Raw genomic sequence first — 17,460 nt, forward strand, 5'->3', positions numbered from 1 at the left:
TTTTTGGGTTAAACTTTTCTATTTATGAAGTTTAATTATATTGTATTACTAATTTTTGTCTCATTATACTCTCATTCTCAACAAAAAATGAAAATGCCATCGTATCTTAAAAAAGGTGACACTGTTGCCATTATCTGTACTGCTAGAAAATTTATGCCAGAAGAAGCTAAACCTGCTATTGAATTGTTAGAATCTTGGGGTTTGAAAACTAAACTAGGAAGAACTATCGGTTTGGATAGTTGTCAATTAGGAGGTACTGATGCTGAACGTGCTGCTGATTTGCAAGAAATGATGGATGATAATGATGTGAAAGCCATTTGGTGTGCTCGTGGTGGTTATGGAACGGTTCGAATTATTGACTTGTTGGATTTTACAAAATTTAAAACTAATCCTAAATGGATTATGGGTTTTAGTGATGTAACGGTATTACACAGTCATTTGAATACGTTAGGAATTGCATCTCTGCATTCCATTATGCCTTTTACTGTTCCAAGAGCTCCTGAAAAAGTAAAAGAAACTTTTAAGAATGCTTTATTTGGTAAAAAGTTAGAATACAGCATTCCTTCTAAATCTTATGATTTTAAAGGCAAAGCAAAAGGGGAACTTGTAGGAGGAAATATTTCTATTCTTTATAGTTTATTAGGTTCAAAATCTTCAATTAATACCAAAGGGAAAATACTTTTTATTGAAGATTTAGACGAATATTTATATCATATTGATAGAATGATGTATAATTTAAAACGCAATGGGTATTTTGAAAATGCTGCAGGAATTATTGTGGGAAGTATGCATGATATGCACGATAACGAAATTCCATTTGGACAAAATGAAGTCCAAATTATTACAGCTATCGCCAAAGAGTATAAAATTCCAATTGCTTTCGAATTTTGTGCAGGTCATCAAAAAGACAATCGTACTTTAATTTTAGGAAGTCAAGTTGAATTTGAAGTTAACGATAAAGAAATCACATTAGTTTTTAAAAACTAATTACTCGAAAATGGCTGAACACAATGAATTAGGTAAAATAGGAGAAGAAAAAGCAGTAGTATTTCTTCAAGAAAAAGGATATGAAATTTTAGAAACTAATTGGACATTCGACAAAGCAGAAGTTGATATTATTGCTCAAAAAGGTATTATACTGGCAGTGGTAGAAGTTAAAACTCGTTCCAGTATTGATTTTGGTTTGCCACAAGATTTTGTGAAACCAAAAAAAATTCAATTACTCTTAAAAGCGATTAACGAGTATGTTATTTTAAATGATTTAGATGTTGAAGTTAGGTTTGATATTATTGCCATTCATAAAGAAAAATCAAAATTTGTTATAGAACATATAGAAGAGGCGTTTTATTATTTTTAAGTTATAAATGTAACATTTTGTGTTTTTTATTATATTTGTAAAAAATAACACATAATGAAAACTATTTCTTCTGTTGTAGAACAATATATTAAATCGAAACCATTTCTTTTAAATTCCTTATCACAAGGAATAATTAACCTCACTTCTTTATCTAGAGTAATGATGCCTTATCTAGAAAAAGAACTAGGAAAAGACATAAAGCAAGGAGCGGTAGTAATGTCATTGAAAAGGCTTTCAGAAGAATTAGATTTTAAAATTAACCACAAGATTTCTAGGGTATTAAAAAATACTGGAGAAATAACTGTTCGTTCCTCCTTAACCGATTATGCTTTTATTATTTCGGATACACTTTTGGATAATCAAGCCAAATTATTATCAGAAATTAATAAAGAATCAGATGTTTTTTATACTTCTTCAAGAGGAGTTAATGAATCAAATATTATCATTAGTACATCAGCTTCATATTTAGTTGCCGATTTATTAAAAACAGAAAAAATAACACACAAAATTGAAAATCTATCTTCAATAACAGTGAAACTCCCTCAAGAGAATGTATCTGTTCCAGGTGTTTACTATTATATTTTCCAGAGATTAGCTTGGGAAGGTATAATTATTCATGAGGTGATTTCAACTACAAATGAATTTACTATTATTGTTAGCGATAATCAAATTGATATTGCTTTTAAAGCTATTAAGGATTTAAAAACTATTCAGGATTAGTATAAAAATACAATTGTTTTTTTTTACATCAAAAAAAGAAATGTATTTTTACCATTCTTTATACTAAAAAGAGAAATTTGTAGTTAAAGAATTAAAGCGTTTTATCTTGAAAAACAATATACTTAAATACTCATTTACAGTTGGTTTCCTTTTTTTTCTAATAGCATGTTCTGTTAAGAAGGATAAGTTTATCAATAGAAATTTTCATGCTGTTACTACAGAATATAATATATTATATAATGGTAACATAGCTTTAGATGCAGGTAAGGCTGATTTGGTTGTAACATATAAAGATAATTTTTGGGCAATATTACCTGTTGAAAGGATGCCAATTCAGGAAGAGGATATGATGCCTGGAGAAGCGAAAAACCCAAATTTTGAACGAGCTGAAGAAAAGGCAGTAAAGGCTATTCAAAAACATTCCATGAATATTAAAGGGAAAGAGAAGAATCCTCAGATGGATGAAGCTTATCTTTTATTAGGAAAAGCACGTTACTATGACAATCGTTTTTTACCTTCTTTAGAAGCCTTTAATTATATATTGTATAAATATCCTACTAGTGATAAAATTTATCAAGCTAAAGTTTGGAGAGAAAAAGTAAATATTCGTCTTGAAAATGAGGAGACAGCTATAAAAAACTTAAAAAAGTTACTTGAAGATGAAAAAATTGAAGGGCAAGATTTAGCAGATGCAAATGCAATGTTGACAGAAGCCTATATGAATACAGAATCAAATGATAGTGCAATTGCTACTATTAAAGTGGCAAAAGAAAATACAAGTAATAAAGAGCAAAAAGCTAGATATTCATTTATTTTAGGACAATTATATGAGTCTTTGGAATATGGTGATAGTGCTTATGTTGCTTTCCAAGAGGTGATTGATATGAATAGAAAATCACCTAGAAGGTACGTTATTCAAGCTCATGCTAGACAAGCGGCTCAATTTGATTATAAAAATGGAGATACACTATTATTTACTGAAAAATTTAATAAGTTAATTGAAGATAGAGAGAATAGACCTTTTTTAGATGTTTTGTATCATGAAATGGGTCTTTTTTATGATAAACAAGAAATAGATTCAACGGCTAAAAAATGGTATAATAAATCTTTAAGGGCATCTTCTCAAGATCGTTATTTAATGGCTTCTAACTATAGAAATATTGGGGAAATGTATTTTAAGAGTGCAGAATATAAAGTTGCAGGTCAGTATTATGATAGTACTTTAATTCAAATGGATAGCAGAACAAGAGAATACAGAAAAATTAAAAAGAAAAGAGATAATTTAGAAGACGTAATTAAATATGAAACCATTGCTCATGAAAATGATAGTATTCTTTCTATAGTAGCGATGGGAGAGAGCGAGAGGAAAAATTATTTTGAAGAATATATTAAAAAAATAAAAGCAGAAGATGAGTTAAAAGCAAAAATGGCGGCAGAGAAAGCAGAATTAGAAGCTATAAAACAAGAAAACCAATCCATATCAGCTGCTAAAAATTTGAATTCGGGTAATTTACCACCAAGTTTTTTACCACCAAATGGTCAAGAAGAGCAAAGCACCTTTTATTTTTATAATCCAGTAACTGTAGCTTATGGTAAAAAAGATTTTCAAAGTAAATGGGGTAATCGAAAATTAAAAGAAAATTGGAAGTTATCTGAAGCTAAAAATAATTCTTCAAATCCTAATGAAAATGACGAAGATGAGAATGCAGTTACAACTAATGACTCTTTAGACGAGATTGTTAATAAGCCTGAATATGATGTTTCTTTTTATCTTTCTAAAATACCAACAAGAAAGTCTAACATTGATTCTTTAGCAAGAGATAGAAATTTTGCCTATTATCAGTTGGGAATCATTTATAAGGAAAAATTTAAAGAATATGAATTGGCTACCAATAGATTAGAGCAATTGCTTAAAAATAACCCAGAAGAAAGGTTAATACTTCCAGCTAAATATAATTTATATAAGATATACGAAATTATTAATCCAAATAAAGCACAAAGTTATAAAGATCAAATTATCTCTGAATATCCAGAAAGTAGATATGCTCAAATTCTTAAAAACCCTTCTTTAAATGTTGATGATGATGATTCTAGACCAGAAGTTGTTTTTAATAAGTTGTACAAGAAGTATACAGAGAATCAATTAAGAGAAGTTTTTGTAGAAGTTCAGGATAGAATTGAACAGTATTTAGGAGAAGAGTCGTTGCCAAAATTTGAAATGTTGAAAGCTAATGTTGTTGGAAGGCTTAAAGGTGTTGAAGAATACAAAAAGGCACTCAATTATGTTTCTTTAACATACCCAAATACAGATGAAGGGAAAGAAGCAGAGGACTTACTTCAAAATCATATTCCAAAATTAGAGGCTTTAGACTTCGTAACTAATGAATCCGATTCTTGGAAATTAGTTTTTCCAAAAAAAGTTGATGAAATTGAAAGTGCTAAAAAGTTAATAGAGAAAATTGATAAGTATTTAAAATCAAGAAGAAATGATGATTTAAAAAGTTCTGTGGATATTTATACAATGGATGAAGATTTTATTGTTATACATGGTTTTATTACTGAAGAAGTAGCTAAGGCAACTTTAAGTGTTTTACAAGAGTATAAAGATTATAAAATAAAAGATAAAGTATATACTATTTCTTCACAAGATTATAAAATAATACAAGTAAAGAAGAAATTTCAAGAATGGATTAAATAAAACAACATATAACCCCAAACTAACTATATTATGTTTGATAAGAATAAAGCCCCCCAAAGTAACCCATTGGGCAAAACGAATAGAATTGTTCAAGGCACAACAATAAAAGGAGATATTGAAACGAAAGAAGATTTTCGATTAGATGGAATTTTAATAGGTAATTATATTTCAGGTGGAAGATTGGTAATCGGAACATCAGGTGAAGTTCAAGGAGATATTAAGTGTAAGAATGTCGATGTTGAAGGGAAGTATACAGGAAAGCTAGAAGTAGATGAATTATTAACCGTGAAATCTACAGCTTGTATAAAAGGTGATGTTATTGTTGGAAGACTTTCTGTAGAGTCAGGTGCAATTTTTGAAGCTACTTGTTCAATGAAATCAAAGCAAAATAGTACAACTGAAGCTATAAAAGTGGATAAAAAGTAGTGCTTTTTACGATAATAAACGACAAAAATCCCTTTTTTAAAGGGATTTTTGTCGTTTATTAACCTTAATTTAATAAAACATTAACTTAAAGTTATTTTTATTTTTTTCCTAAATAAATGGCTTTAAAAATTAATTATTCATTTTTTTATAAAACTCATCATAATAATAGAATGAAAATTTTAACAAAAAAAAAACAGATATTTTCATTAAAAAGAAAAAAAACACACTTTAATGTTATTTTGTTAAAAAATCCAATTTTTTTTTAACTTTTTTTTTAGACAAACTTTGCACTCGTTTAAAAAATAACTTTTTATGAAAAAATTAACCTATTATTCACTGATCTTTTTTTTAATTTTAAATTTATTTCAGGGATACTCACAAACAAAGTTTAAAGGTGCTGTTAAAGACGATAAGGAGAAACTTTCTTTATTTGGAGCCTTAGTATCTATTAAAGCTGATGGGACTACAGCAGTAGACCAAGTTTCTGTGGATTTTGATGGAACTTTTAAAGTAACTACTACAAAGACTTTTGGTACAGTTGAAATTTCAATGAACGGATTTATAACTAAGTCCATTCCTTTTTATGGTAAAGGAGACGAATCTACAGTTGATTTAGGAGTGATTTATTTGGAAGAAAATTCAGTTACTGAAAGAGATATTATTGTAACTACATCGAGTATTGACGTTATTAAAGATAGAAAAACACCAATTTCTTCTTCAACAATGAGAAATTATGAAATGCGTGAAAAAGCATCAAATAAAGATTTTATTGAATTAACAAGTCAAATGCCTGGAGTTTATACTTCTAGAGTAGGTGGTGGTTATGGAGATACTAGAATGAATGTTAGGGGTTTTGAGCAAAACAACATTTCTCCAATGATTGATGGTATTCCTGTATATGATTTAGAAGCAGGAATTGTGGATTGGGCAAATATTGCCTCAATGAATGATGTGGCTTCTTCTATACAGTTACAAAGAGGTTTGGGAGCTTCTAAGCTTGTGAATTCATCTGTTGCAGGGACTATGAATATGATTTTAAGAGATGCGAATTATGATAAAGGAGGGTTTTTATATAATTCTGTGGGTAATGATGGATATAAGAAGTTCGTAGGTTCTTTTGCTACAGGATTGTTGCAAAGTGGCTTTTCAGCAAATATTTTATTAAGCTCAACCTCAGGAGACGGATATGTAAATTCAACTAATTTTGAAGCTTATTCTTACTATATTGCTTTAGGCTTTAAGAAAAAGAAGCATGATTTTCAATTTAAAGTTTTTGGTTCACCACAATGGCACAATCAAAGAGTTTCAGATATTGCTTTATCAACTTATATTGAAAGAGGGAATGGTGTAGATGAGCCAAACTACAAATACAACCGTGATTGGGGTTATTTAGATAACGAACAAAATGCTACAAAAGTAAATTTTGGACATAAGCCTTTGGGTATTTTTCAATGGGATATCAATTTTACAGATAAAACACAACTATCAGCTAAATTATATGGTTCTAAAGGAACTAGTGGAAGTACAGACTTCTCTGGTGGAATATTAGGTTCTTCTGCACAAGACATAACAGATGTTAATGGACAAATTGATTTAACTTTTATCAGTCAATATAATTCAGATACACTTGATCCAGATCCTACAAGTGTTTATAATAGAGATCCTAATTATATTGATGGAAATGGTAATGAATTTTATATAAATTCTCCATATGCAGGTGCTTATATTGATTCTAATGACAATACTGTTTATACATATGATTCAGGTATAACTCTATTATCTGAAATTACCAATCAAACTTTTTATGGTGGTATTTTAAATTTAAGTACACAATTAACTGATAATTTTAAATTAAATTATGGTTTAGATGCTAGAAAAACTGTTTATAATAAAACCAGAATTGTAAATAATTTATTTGGAGCTGATGGTTATGATCTTGATTTTTCTAGTACTCCAAGTTATTCATTGAATACAAATAATACAGCTTTGCCTGAACCATTATTTGATTTTACAAAGAAAAATTTAGGAGCTACTCCAGTAGATTATAAATACGATGCTAAAATAGCTTATTTAGGTTCTTATGCTCAAATTGAATATGATATTTGGAAATTAAATTTCTTAGCTCAAGGAGGGTTTAACAGACAATTTATTCAGAGAGTTAACTATTCTTTAGGAAATTATGCTGAATCTAATCCTGGTTCAGGAGTGTATGACATAGATAATAATACAAGTGAGTCTACTAGTGAATTATCGATTGATGGTTATAATGCTAAGTTTGGTGTGAACTTTAATGTTACAGCTAAACATAATTTATGGGCAAATGCTGGTTTTGTTTCAAGACCACCAGTTTTCGTAACAGTTTTTAGCGGTTTGAATAATGATATCAATCCTAACTATAAAAATGAAAAATTCAAATCAATAGAGATAGGTTATGGTTTTAGATCTAGAAGCATAAGTTTAAATATTAGTGCTTATTCATCAGATCATAAAGATGCAGAAACACCATATTATAGTCCTGAACAAGGAAATTTTGGTACTACTTCTGGAATTAATAGAGTTAATAGAGGAGTTGAATTAGATGTAACAGCAGCTCCTATGAGAAGATTAATTTTGAAAGGAACATTGTCTTTAGGAGATTGGAAATACAGTTCGAATGCAACTTTTTATGATCTTCTTCCAGGTAGTACAACTCCAGTTTCTACTTTGTACATAAAAGATCATAAAATTGGTGGAGCTCCACAGTTGATGGCTTCTATGTCTGCAAGTTATGAGTTTTTTAAGAATTTTAATTTGGGAACAAATTTAAAATATTCTGATAAGATGTATGCTTCTCCATCATTAGAGAGATATGATCCAAATTTTATTGTTTATAAGGAAAATGCTACATTTTTTAAGAATCCTATTTTGTTACCAGATTTTACTGTAGTTGACGCTTTTGCATCTTACAGATTTAGAATTAATGTGGTGAACTATATAGATTTACGTTTAAACGTTGATAATATTTTCAATAGAAAGTATATTTCTGAGTCAAATTCAAGTTATGAAGTTGATAGCCCAGATCCAACAACCTTTGATGTAGCAACATTAAGTGGCCCTTCTTTTAGAGATAATGGAAATGTTTACAGAGGATTAGCTGGGGGTAACAATGCTTTCTTCGGTTTAGGAAGAACATGGAACTTTACCGTTAGATATGAGTTTTAAAAAAGAAAAATTTATATAAATTAACAACAAAAAGACTATAAAATATAGTCTTTTTGTTGTTAATTTTTTTATTAATTAATAATACTATATTTTATGAAAAAAATCTTTTTCATCCTTATTTTTATTGTCACATCATCTATATCTGCTCAAGTAGATAGAATTTTGTTTAATTATGATTCAGCTGGGAATCAAATAAAAAGGGAATTATGTATTAATTGCTCTTCTTCTTTGATAAGAACTTCTCAAGAAGAAATTATTAAAGAAATTGTAGATTTAAAAGAAGAGGATTTATTAAAATTTGAGTCAGAGGACTTACTATCTTATTATCCAAATCCAGTAAAGGAGGAACTCTTTTTAAAATGGGAATTAATAAGCAATAATGTTTCAAAAGTCGAAATATATTCTTTATCAGGACAACTAATAAAATTCTTACCCAATTTAGAAAAAGAAAATTCTAAGATAATTTCTTTTCAAGAATATCCTTCAGGAACATACTCTGTGTTGCTGTCATATACAAACGGTGAACAAAAATCAATTACAATTATTAAGCAATAACCCATGAGGAAGTTTTTACTATTAGCATTTTTATTTATTTGTATTAGTTCTTACTCACAAACAAATAATTATCACGATACACAAGGGCAGTTTGAAGTTTCTGAAAATGGTCAAGCCGTTTATACTTTGCCCATAGCTCTACCACCAAGTATTCAAGATGTGGGACCAACCATAAATTTAATATATGCAAATGGTCAAATGGGAGGTATTGCAGGACAAGGTTGGAGCATAAGTTCAATTTCTGCCATAACTAGAATGGCAACACGAAAAGACATTGACGGTTATGTAGATGGTGTTGATTTTGATGTTAATGATAAATTAGCATTAGATGGACAACGCTTACAATTAGTATCGGGAAATTATTGGGAAGACGGGTCTGTTTATAAAACAGAAGTATTATCAAATTCTAAAATTGAATTATTTGGTTCTGGAACAGCAATGTATTTCATTGTAACTTCTCCAGATGGTTCTCGTTCATGGTATGGTAATTATGGAGGGATGAATGCTGTGGATTTAACAGCTTTCTATATCGTTCGTTTTGAAGACACTACTGGTAATTTTCTTACATACCATTATATTAAACCCTACAACAAAGCTTTATGTATTGGTGAAATTAAATTTAGTGCCAATGTTAATGGTTTATCTACACCATTGAATAATATAAAATTCAATTATAAGTTGGCTAAAAGAGCTGAATATGCTTACATAAAAGGGATCAAACACGAGAAAGCAGAATTGTTAGACAATATTCAAGTTAAAACAAATAATGTTTTATTTCGAAAATACCAATTAACACATATAGTTGATCCACAACTTGGATATGAGCGTGTTTCACAAATTCAGGAGTTTAATGGAGCTTTAGAACCTGCAAATCCTGTTGTATTTGAATATAATACTACATCTAATCACAATCAAGGAACAGAAATTAAAACTACCTATAATAATAATCTTTATTTTAATAATATCGATTTATCGGGTGATTTTGATGGCGATGGAAGATTAGATTTCATAGCAGATAATGGATTATATCGTAATTTATTTCAAGGGAATTCTGGACAAGCTCCCATTACATTACCCTCAGCTTTTTCTTCCATCAGAAATGAGGCTAAATTTACAGCAACAACTTTACTAAATGAGAAGCTAAACCAGTTTAATTCTATGGTAGGTTCAGCAGAAACAACTACTGATATTACCTTTAAAATCTTTAACTATGATCAAAACAATATTGTTAATACATATAATAAACAAATTGTATTTGATAACATGGGAAATAATCCTAATAATTTTACAATTAATCCTAGACCAGGTTCTATTCCAACCCCATATTTAAAAACAAATAATGAGTATTATGAAGGCGATTATAATGGTGATGGAATTTCTGAAGTTTTAATAGTTTCTTCTATTAATGAAATTACAATTGGGGATGGTAGAGATAGAATAAGAACAAACGAAGGTTATAATTATCATATTTTAGATTTAAACATCAATAGTTCTGTTGTATTAAATAGCTCAGGTTATGTAAATGTTCAAAATTCTTCAGTATTAGACGGTTATATACCACCAGTAGTAATTAGCCCAAAAGGTGATATTATTCATACTTCTGTTCAAAAATTACATAAACGTTTTGTCTTAGATGCTAATGGAGATGGAAAATCAGATATACTTATTATTAATGATAATAAGACATATAAAATTGTAACTTTTAATCAATTAACTCAAGCGCCTTGGATTGAAGCTGAATTAATTGGCGAAGGAATTATTGATAATTATTCAAAAACAAAAGACATTCTATTTGGTGATTATAATGGAGATGGAAAAATGGATATTATGTTGCCTGATACTGAGGGTGGTGCTAACCAATCATTATGGCATATTTATTATAGTAATCCTAAACCAGCAGGTGGTTCATTTTTTGAAAAAGAATCTCATAATATAGTGGAATACTGGCCTAATACGGGTAGCTATTACAATACTCAAACACATTTTAGTAAATACTATGCTTTAGATACCAATGGCGATGGTAAATCGGATATGGTACGTGTTTGGTTTAAATATTATAAACCTAATTGGACGATTAATGATCACAATACGCAATGGCAAATTACTACGTTTGTGAATAATATTGGGAACACACAAATACCTAATGGATCTAGTAAATTTACAGCAGATTATGTTTCTCCTTGTGAGACTATTAATACCTCTTTTGGATCTTTTCAAAATTGCAATCACGATAGTGATTCTCCAGATATTGTTATACCAGTAGTCTCTAATTATAGATATGCGGGTTTAAATAGGGACATAGTTGTAGTTCACAATCATTATAATAAAGCTTATTTTATTAAATTTAATAAAAATGTTGCTCAAGATGCTCGAATTACTAAGGTGACCTCTTCAGGAGGGAATATTGTAAATGAAGTAGAATATGCTACTATGGAATCAAGTTCATTGAATAATGGATTTGGCAATTTGAATGAATTTTATTCTTCATCTAATAGTTTGAATTACCCTTATTTAGAAATTAAACGTTTGCCGACTAATTATTTGGTTAGTAAAATAAAAAATACAGTTGAAGGAATTTCAAGATTTCAAGACTTTAGATATCATGGTTTACAAGTTCATTTGCATGGATTAGGTAGTATAGGGTTTAAGAAAACGGCTAGAAGTGAGTGGTATCAAAATTCTAATTCAAAACGTGTTTGGACTATATCAGAAAATAGACATGATTGGAGAGGAGCACCAGAGCGAGTTTATACTCAATTATTAGATGCAGGCTTTGCTTTTTCATTTGTAAATTCTGGTAATCCTATTGGTATAATAAATAGTTCTATAAATGCTTATCAAGCTGATATAGTAAACAATAGTTATAGATTAGCACTTACTAGTAAAGAAACGAAAGATTTTGTAACAGGTGTAACCAATAAAGTAGGATACACTTATGATAATGATTACTTATTACCTGTAACGGTAACTACTAAAAATTATACAAATAATCCAAATAGTCCAGATGCAACTAAGGTTGTAACTTCTATTTTTGATAATAATCCAAATGGGACGGGTTCAGATTATCATATTGGAAGACCAATAGAAATCACTACAACCACCACTGCATATGGGGATACTTTTTCTACAAAGGAATCATTTAATTATGCAAATAATAGATTAGTGCAAACGAAAAAGAAAGGAAATGTCGATGCAGATAGCGATAATTATTTAGTGGAAGATTATGAGTATAATTTAGTTGGAAATTTAATTAAAAAAACGATAAGTACCAGTGGTTATACTGCTCCGCAAGCAATAAGCGCTCCTAGAGTTGTAGAATACACCTATGATTCAACAGAACGCTTTGTAAAAACGTCAAAAGATATTGAAGGCTTAGTTACTACAAATGTATCTTTTCATCCTTTGTATGGATTGGTAACCGAGACTAAAAGTCCTTTTGATCTGACTAGTAAAACGGAATATGATAATTGGGGCAAAACAATTAAAATAACAGATTATTTAAATAAAAATGTAAATGTCACTTATGCTAAAGTAAGTAATGAATATACAGTTACAAAAAATGGAGATGATGGTAGCAGTAGTATTGAGGTTAGCGATGCTTTAGGAAGAATTAAAAAAACAGGTGTAAAGACCATTAATGGAAATTGGTCATACAAAAGTGTGGAATATGATATAAAAGGTAGAAAATATAAAGAAAGTGACCCTTATGAGAGTACACCTGCTTTATGGACGGTATCTTCTTTTGATGATTATAATAGATTAATTAGTACAGTTGCACCAACAGGTTTAACAACGACAATTAATTATTCAGGTTTAACTGTTACAGCAAATGATGGAACTAAGACTACAAGTTCTACTAAAAACGCAAATGGTCATGTTATTTCTTCTTCTGATAATGGAGGAGTAATCAATTTTAAATATTTTGCCAATGGTAATTTAAAGGAGTCTGACTATAGTGGAACTAAGGTTAAAATGGAATATGATGAATGGGGAAGAAAAACCAAACTAATAGATCCATCTGCAGGAACTTATGAGTACAAACAAAATGTTTTAGGAGAAGTTTATTATGAAAGTACCCCTAATGGTGTAACTAATACAAAATATGATGCTTTTGGAAAAGTTATTGAAACCTCAATAAAAGGATTAAATACAAATTCTAAAGAAGTATTTACCTATGATCCTACTACCAAATTAATTACGTATAGTAAGTTTGAGGATTTTATTAATGGTTCTTATGATGAATATACTTATGAGTATGATAGTTATAAAAGATTATGGAGGACTAATGAAAATAGATTTTTAGCCTTTTTTCAAAGAGCTACATTGTATGATGATTTTGGAAGACCTGAAAGAGAATTCTATAATATGATAAATACTGCGGATGGAAAACAAAGTGTTAAATGGACAAAAAACACTTATAAAAACGGATATCATTGGCAAGTATTAGATGCTGATTCTAATCAAATTTTATGGCAAACTAATGAAGTAAATGCGAGAGGACAATTAACTAGCGCTAATTATGGTAATGGTATAGGGTTAAATCAAGGATATGATCAGTTTGGTTATTTACAACATTCTAGACATTTTAATGTTATGGTGAATCCAGTTGTAGATGTATTAAATTTGTATACTACTTTTGAACCACAAAGAGGAAATCTTACCTCTAGAACCAATAGTTTATTCAATTGGACAGAGAATTTCCAATATGATAATCTAGATCGATTGACTCATTATACAAATGGTCAAGGAGTACAAGTAGAACAAATTTACGAGACGGATGGTCGTATTAAAGAAAACACATTAGGAAAATACAACTATAGTAATACTGCAAAAAAATATCAAAACACTTCAATTGATATAACAGCTGAAGCAAAAGCCTACTATGAAAATAGAGTAGGAATATTTAATGACAGTATGGAGCAACAAGTAGGTTGGATATTCTATTCTAATAATTTATTTTCTTATGACAATACAGTTAGTAAAACTGGAACAACTTCTTTAAAAATTAGTAACCCAACTACAAATGAAGCAGTTATTCATTCAGAAAACTGGGTAAAAAATGATAACACTCAACCTACAGAATATACGTATTCAGTATGGGTAAAGAGTGATGGTAGTAATCCAGAAGCTGAGATTTTCTTGTTTATGAAAACAGAAAATGAAACAGGCTACTTTACCTTGGTAGATCAAAAAGTAACTGCTACTTCAACGGAATGGGTAAAAATTGAGAAAACAGTTTTAGTTCCTGCAAACATTAAAAAATTAAACATCCGTTTAGATAATAACGCTACTGGAGTTTTATGGTTTGATGATGTGCAGATTAGAAGGACAAGTGATCCAACACCGATAGAAAGACAACTGAATATTTCCTATAATGTTTGGAAGAGTCCTTTTGAAATTCATGAAACAGGCGTGGATCGTATTAGTTTTACATACAATCATATGAATAACCGTAGTGCGATGTTCTATGGTGGCATGCAGGCTGATAAAATGCAACGTCAATACCGTAAGCACTATTCTGCAGATGGTAGTATGGAAATTAAACACAATACCTACACGGATGAGGTGGAGTTCGTGACTTATGTTGGAGGAGATGGATACACAGCACCTGTAGTTTATAAAACAGATGGAGCAATAGGAGAATATTTGTTTTTACACAGAGATTATTTAGGAAGTATTGTTGCTATTTCAGATATCTCAGGAAATGTAGTTGAAAAGCGTTTGTTTGACGCTTGGGGAGATGTTATAAAAATAGTAGATGGTCAAGGTACTACTTTAACAAATTTTGCGTTATTAGATAGAGGTTATACAGGACATGAGCATTTACAAAGTGTAGCTTTGGTTCACATGAATGGTCGTTTGTATGATGCAAAAGTACATCGTTTCTTACAACCAGATAATTATATACAAGACCCATACAATACACAAAATTATAATCGTTATGGATATGTGTTAAATAATCCATTGAAGTACAACGATCCTAGTGGTGAGTTTGGTATATTAGCAGCGGTAATTGTTGGAGCTGTTATAAGTGCAACTAGTTATACTTTAACAGCACTATTAGCGGATGTCCCTTTTACACCAGGAGGTTTTCTTAAAGCTTCCTTTATAGGAGCGTTAAGTGGAGCAGCCTCATTTGGTATTGGTGAAGCTGCCCAAGGGATACAACAATTTGGAACACGGTTTGTCTTTCAGGCTTTTGCACATGGATATACGCAAGGATTTGTTTCTGGAATACAAGGCGGAGATTTCTTTCAAAGTTTTGCAGCTGGAGCATTAAGTAGTATGGCAGCTGGTTTATGGTCTGGTGGTAGTTTAAAAGGAGGAGACGGCAATTGGGGTGGTCTTGGAGGGAAATTTTCACAAAGTACTGTTGGAATACTTTCTTTTGGAACTATTGCAGGTGGAGCTGGAGCAACTTTAACAGGAGGTAACTTTTGGACAGGTGCTGCAACTGGTTTGGTTGTTAGTGGGTTGAATCATGCGATGCATGGAGGATTTGGTAAAAAATATAAATTTAATGTTATGTTAGATGAAAGTGGAGCAAGAAACGCTGGGCATCATGCTATTTCAGGTGAATTAGATGATGGAAAATATAGGTTTATTTCTAAAAATGGAACTTCAGATCCAGATGATGCAAATTTTAGTGGTGAAAGTTATTATACTGATAAAACTTTTGATAACATCGATGATATTCAAACATATTATGGTACTGAAATTACACCTGGTCATTCTTTTAATAAAATAGATGTTTATTCGATGACTAGAAATCAAATGAATAAAGCATTTACTGCTGGATTAATTGCTGCTAAACAAGATTATCATTTGTTTACAAATAGTTGTACTCATCTAGTTACAAAATCTCTTAATGCTGCTTATGGTATTCCTCGTTGGTATGAATATCGTATTATTCCAAGATTAAATCATAATTTTCAAAGATATTTTTACAAAAATTATCTTTATTCAGAATAATGTCTTAGTATTTAAACAGTTATTTTATGAGAAATATATTTATTATGAGCATTTTAATTATTAATTTTTCTTGTTCTAAAGATGATTTTATTGTAAATCCAAGAAGTGTAAAAGAGTCAAAAGAAAGAAATGCTTTTATTAAAGAGTTCGTTGGGGATAATTCAATCATTACTATAAATAATAATAAGTATTTATTGAAAGAAATTTATTTATCATACAAGATTGATAGTAAAAAAGTCCATAAACAAGCTATGTCTTTAATTTTTAAAACAATTGATTTTAAAACTCAAAAACTTGATTGTCCTGATGATTATACCAAATTTGAACTAATTGTAGGTGATAAAAAGTATGATATGTCAACTAATTCACGTAATTTGGTAAGTACAATACCTATTAATACAAGTAATTTCACATTAATATATTATGATAAAAAAATAAAGAACAGTATAAATTTTAAAGAAAAATAAAAAAATAGTTTTAAAACTATTAAATACAAATCTTGTCGTGTTGTAGTTTTATTTTTTGATATTTCTTTTTAAATTATAACTTGTTTATTCATGGTTTTTTAGCTAATAACATCTTGTGAATAGAATATAAGTTACATAGTATTGAGACTACAGAAATAAGTAGTTGTACTCTTTTTATTGACAACTGCTATGCTTATTAAGGTATCGCTGGCGGTAACAATGCTTTCTTCGGTTTAGGAAGAACATGGAACTTTACAGTTAGATATGAGTTTTAAATAATATTTTGAATTAGTTTTAAAAGAGGTTGTAAAATACAACCTCTTTTTTATTTTATATTTGTCAAGTGAAAAAAAACAATTATAATAAGTGGTTGGCATTGATTACTATTCCTTTTCAAATGGGAGCAGTAATTTTTATTTTTAATTATTTAGGAAAACTTCTAGATGAAAAATATCAAACAACTTACTATGTAAAAGGAGTAACTCTATTTGGGGTTTTTATAGCACTTTATTTTATAATTAGGCAAGTAAATCAAATTAATAAAGAGGACAAATAAAACTTTATAGATAAAAATAAAGAATTGTCAAAAGACAAAATTTAAACAAATGAAATTCGATAAAACATTATACATACAATTTATATTATTTGTAATTGTGATTTTTTTAGCCAATTTATTAATAGTCTCTATTTTTCAATTGGAAACTAAATTTGAAAAAACAACTTATTCTTTAAGAAAAATGCTTGTTTTTTTTACTGTTTCAAGCCTTGTTTTATTAGTAATTCATGATTTTATACGGTATAAGAATAAAGATATCTTAGGATATGTTTTTATGGCTACACTAACAGTTAAAGTAATTTTAACTTATACTTTTATTGCTCCAGTACTAAAAGCAACTGTTGTAAATAGTTTTGAGAAAACCTATTTTTTCTGTTTATTTATTGTTTATTTATTTGTAGATGTCTATTTTACAGTTAGATTATTAAACAAAAAGACATAAAAGATAAAAAAAATAGCAAATTCACAAAAAAAAGTATTTTAGAAACTTGAAATATTAATTAAAATT

The 17,460-nt window shown here is 29.3% G+C and carries 11 protein-coding genes; all 11 read left to right on the top strand.

Features of this window, described 5'->3' with window-relative positions; all coding sequences use genetic code 11:
• The first annotated feature begins 87 nt into the window (after window positions 1-87).
• Window positions 88-987, top strand: coding sequence for a S66 peptidase family protein (locus tag FIA58_RS08375; RefSeq protein WP_243754652.1), 900 nt, complete (start codon window positions 88-90; stop codon window positions 985-987).
• Between the two features lie 10 nt (window positions 988-997).
• Entirely contained in the window at window positions 998-1,357 is a 360-nt protein-coding gene (locus tag FIA58_RS08380) for a YraN family protein (protein ID WP_140962029.1), read from the top strand.
• Between the two features lie 54 nt (window positions 1,358-1,411).
• Window positions 1,412-2,077, top strand: a complete 666-nt coding sequence (locus FIA58_RS08385) for an aspartate kinase (RefSeq protein ID WP_140962030.1) — start codon at window positions 1,412-1,414, stop codon at window positions 2,075-2,077.
• Window positions 2,078-2,183: 106 nt separating this feature from the next.
• Window positions 2,184-4,775 carry a type IX secretion system periplasmic lipoprotein PorW/SprE gene (porW, locus tag FIA58_RS08390; protein WP_140962031.1) on the top strand — a complete coding sequence of 864 codons (2,592 nt, stop codon included), beginning with the start codon at window positions 2,184-2,186 and terminating at the stop codon, window positions 4,773-4,775.
• 30 nt (window positions 4,776-4,805) lie between these two features.
• Entirely contained in the window at window positions 4,806-5,201 is a 396-nt protein-coding gene (locus FIA58_RS08395; RefSeq protein ID WP_140962032.1) for a bactofilin family protein, read from the top strand.
• 312 nt (window positions 5,202-5,513) lie between these two features.
• Window positions 5,514-8,402: a TonB-dependent receptor gene (locus tag FIA58_RS08400; protein ID WP_140962033.1), complete on the top strand. Its 2,889-nt coding sequence runs from the start codon at window positions 5,514-5,516 to the stop codon at window positions 8,400-8,402.
• A gap of 93 nt (window positions 8,403-8,495) precedes the next feature.
• Entirely contained in the window at window positions 8,496-8,957 is a 462-nt protein-coding gene (locus tag FIA58_RS08405; protein WP_140962034.1) for a T9SS type A sorting domain-containing protein, read from the top strand.
• A 3-nt stretch (window positions 8,958-8,960) separates the two neighbouring features.
• Entirely contained in the window at window positions 8,961-15,929 is a 6,969-nt protein-coding gene (locus FIA58_RS08410; protein WP_140962035.1) for an RHS repeat-associated core domain-containing protein, read from the top strand.
• A gap of 26 nt (window positions 15,930-15,955) precedes the next feature.
• Entirely contained in the window at window positions 15,956-16,396 is a 441-nt protein-coding gene (locus FIA58_RS08415) for a hypothetical protein (protein WP_140962036.1), read from the top strand.
• 343 nt (window positions 16,397-16,739) lie between these two features.
• The gene (locus tag FIA58_RS08420) at window positions 16,740-16,952 is read left to right on the top strand and encodes an AtpZ/AtpI family protein (protein WP_140962037.1); all 213 of its coding nucleotides are present in this window, start codon (window positions 16,740-16,742) and stop codon (window positions 16,950-16,952) included.
• Between the two features lie 49 nt (window positions 16,953-17,001).
• Window positions 17,002-17,394 carry a hypothetical protein gene (locus FIA58_RS08425; protein WP_140962038.1) on the top strand — a complete coding sequence of 131 codons (393 nt, stop codon included), beginning with the start codon at window positions 17,002-17,004 and terminating at the stop codon, window positions 17,392-17,394.
• Window positions 17,395-17,460: the final 66 nt, after the last annotated feature.

The sequence above is a fragment of the Flavobacterium jejuense genome, assembly GCF_006491595.2.
In the GTDB taxonomy this organism is placed as follows: Bacteria; Bacteroidota; Bacteroidia; order Flavobacteriales; family Flavobacteriaceae; genus Flavobacterium; species Flavobacterium jejuense.

What these genes read in the sequence shown, in the direction of transcription:
- FIA58_RS08375 (WP_243754652.1), top strand. Translation starts at nt 88, where the DNA reads ATGAAAATGCCATCGTATCTTAAAAAAGGTGACACTGTTGCCATTATC.
- FIA58_RS08380 (WP_140962029.1), top strand. Translation starts at nt 998, where the DNA reads ATGGCTGAACACAATGAATTAGGTAAAATAGGAGAAGAAAAAGCAGTA.
- FIA58_RS08385 (WP_140962030.1), top strand. Translation starts at nt 1,412, where the DNA reads ATGAAAACTATTTCTTCTGTTGTAGAACAATATATTAAATCGAAACCA.
- FIA58_RS08395 (WP_140962032.1), top strand. Translation starts at nt 4,806, where the DNA reads ATGTTTGATAAGAATAAAGCCCCCCAAAGTAACCCATTGGGCAAAACG.
- FIA58_RS08400 (WP_140962033.1), top strand. Translation starts at nt 5,514, where the DNA reads ATGAAAAAATTAACCTATTATTCACTGATCTTTTTTTTAATTTTAAAT.
- FIA58_RS08405 (WP_140962034.1), top strand. Translation starts at nt 8,496, where the DNA reads ATGAAAAAAATCTTTTTCATCCTTATTTTTATTGTCACATCATCTATA.
- FIA58_RS08410 (WP_140962035.1), top strand. Translation starts at nt 8,961, where the DNA reads ATGAGGAAGTTTTTACTATTAGCATTTTTATTTATTTGTATTAGTTCT.
- FIA58_RS08415 (WP_140962036.1), top strand. Translation starts at nt 15,956, where the DNA reads ATGAGAAATATATTTATTATGAGCATTTTAATTATTAATTTTTCTTGT.
- FIA58_RS08425 (WP_140962038.1), top strand. Translation starts at nt 17,002, where the DNA reads ATGAAATTCGATAAAACATTATACATACAATTTATATTATTTGTAATT.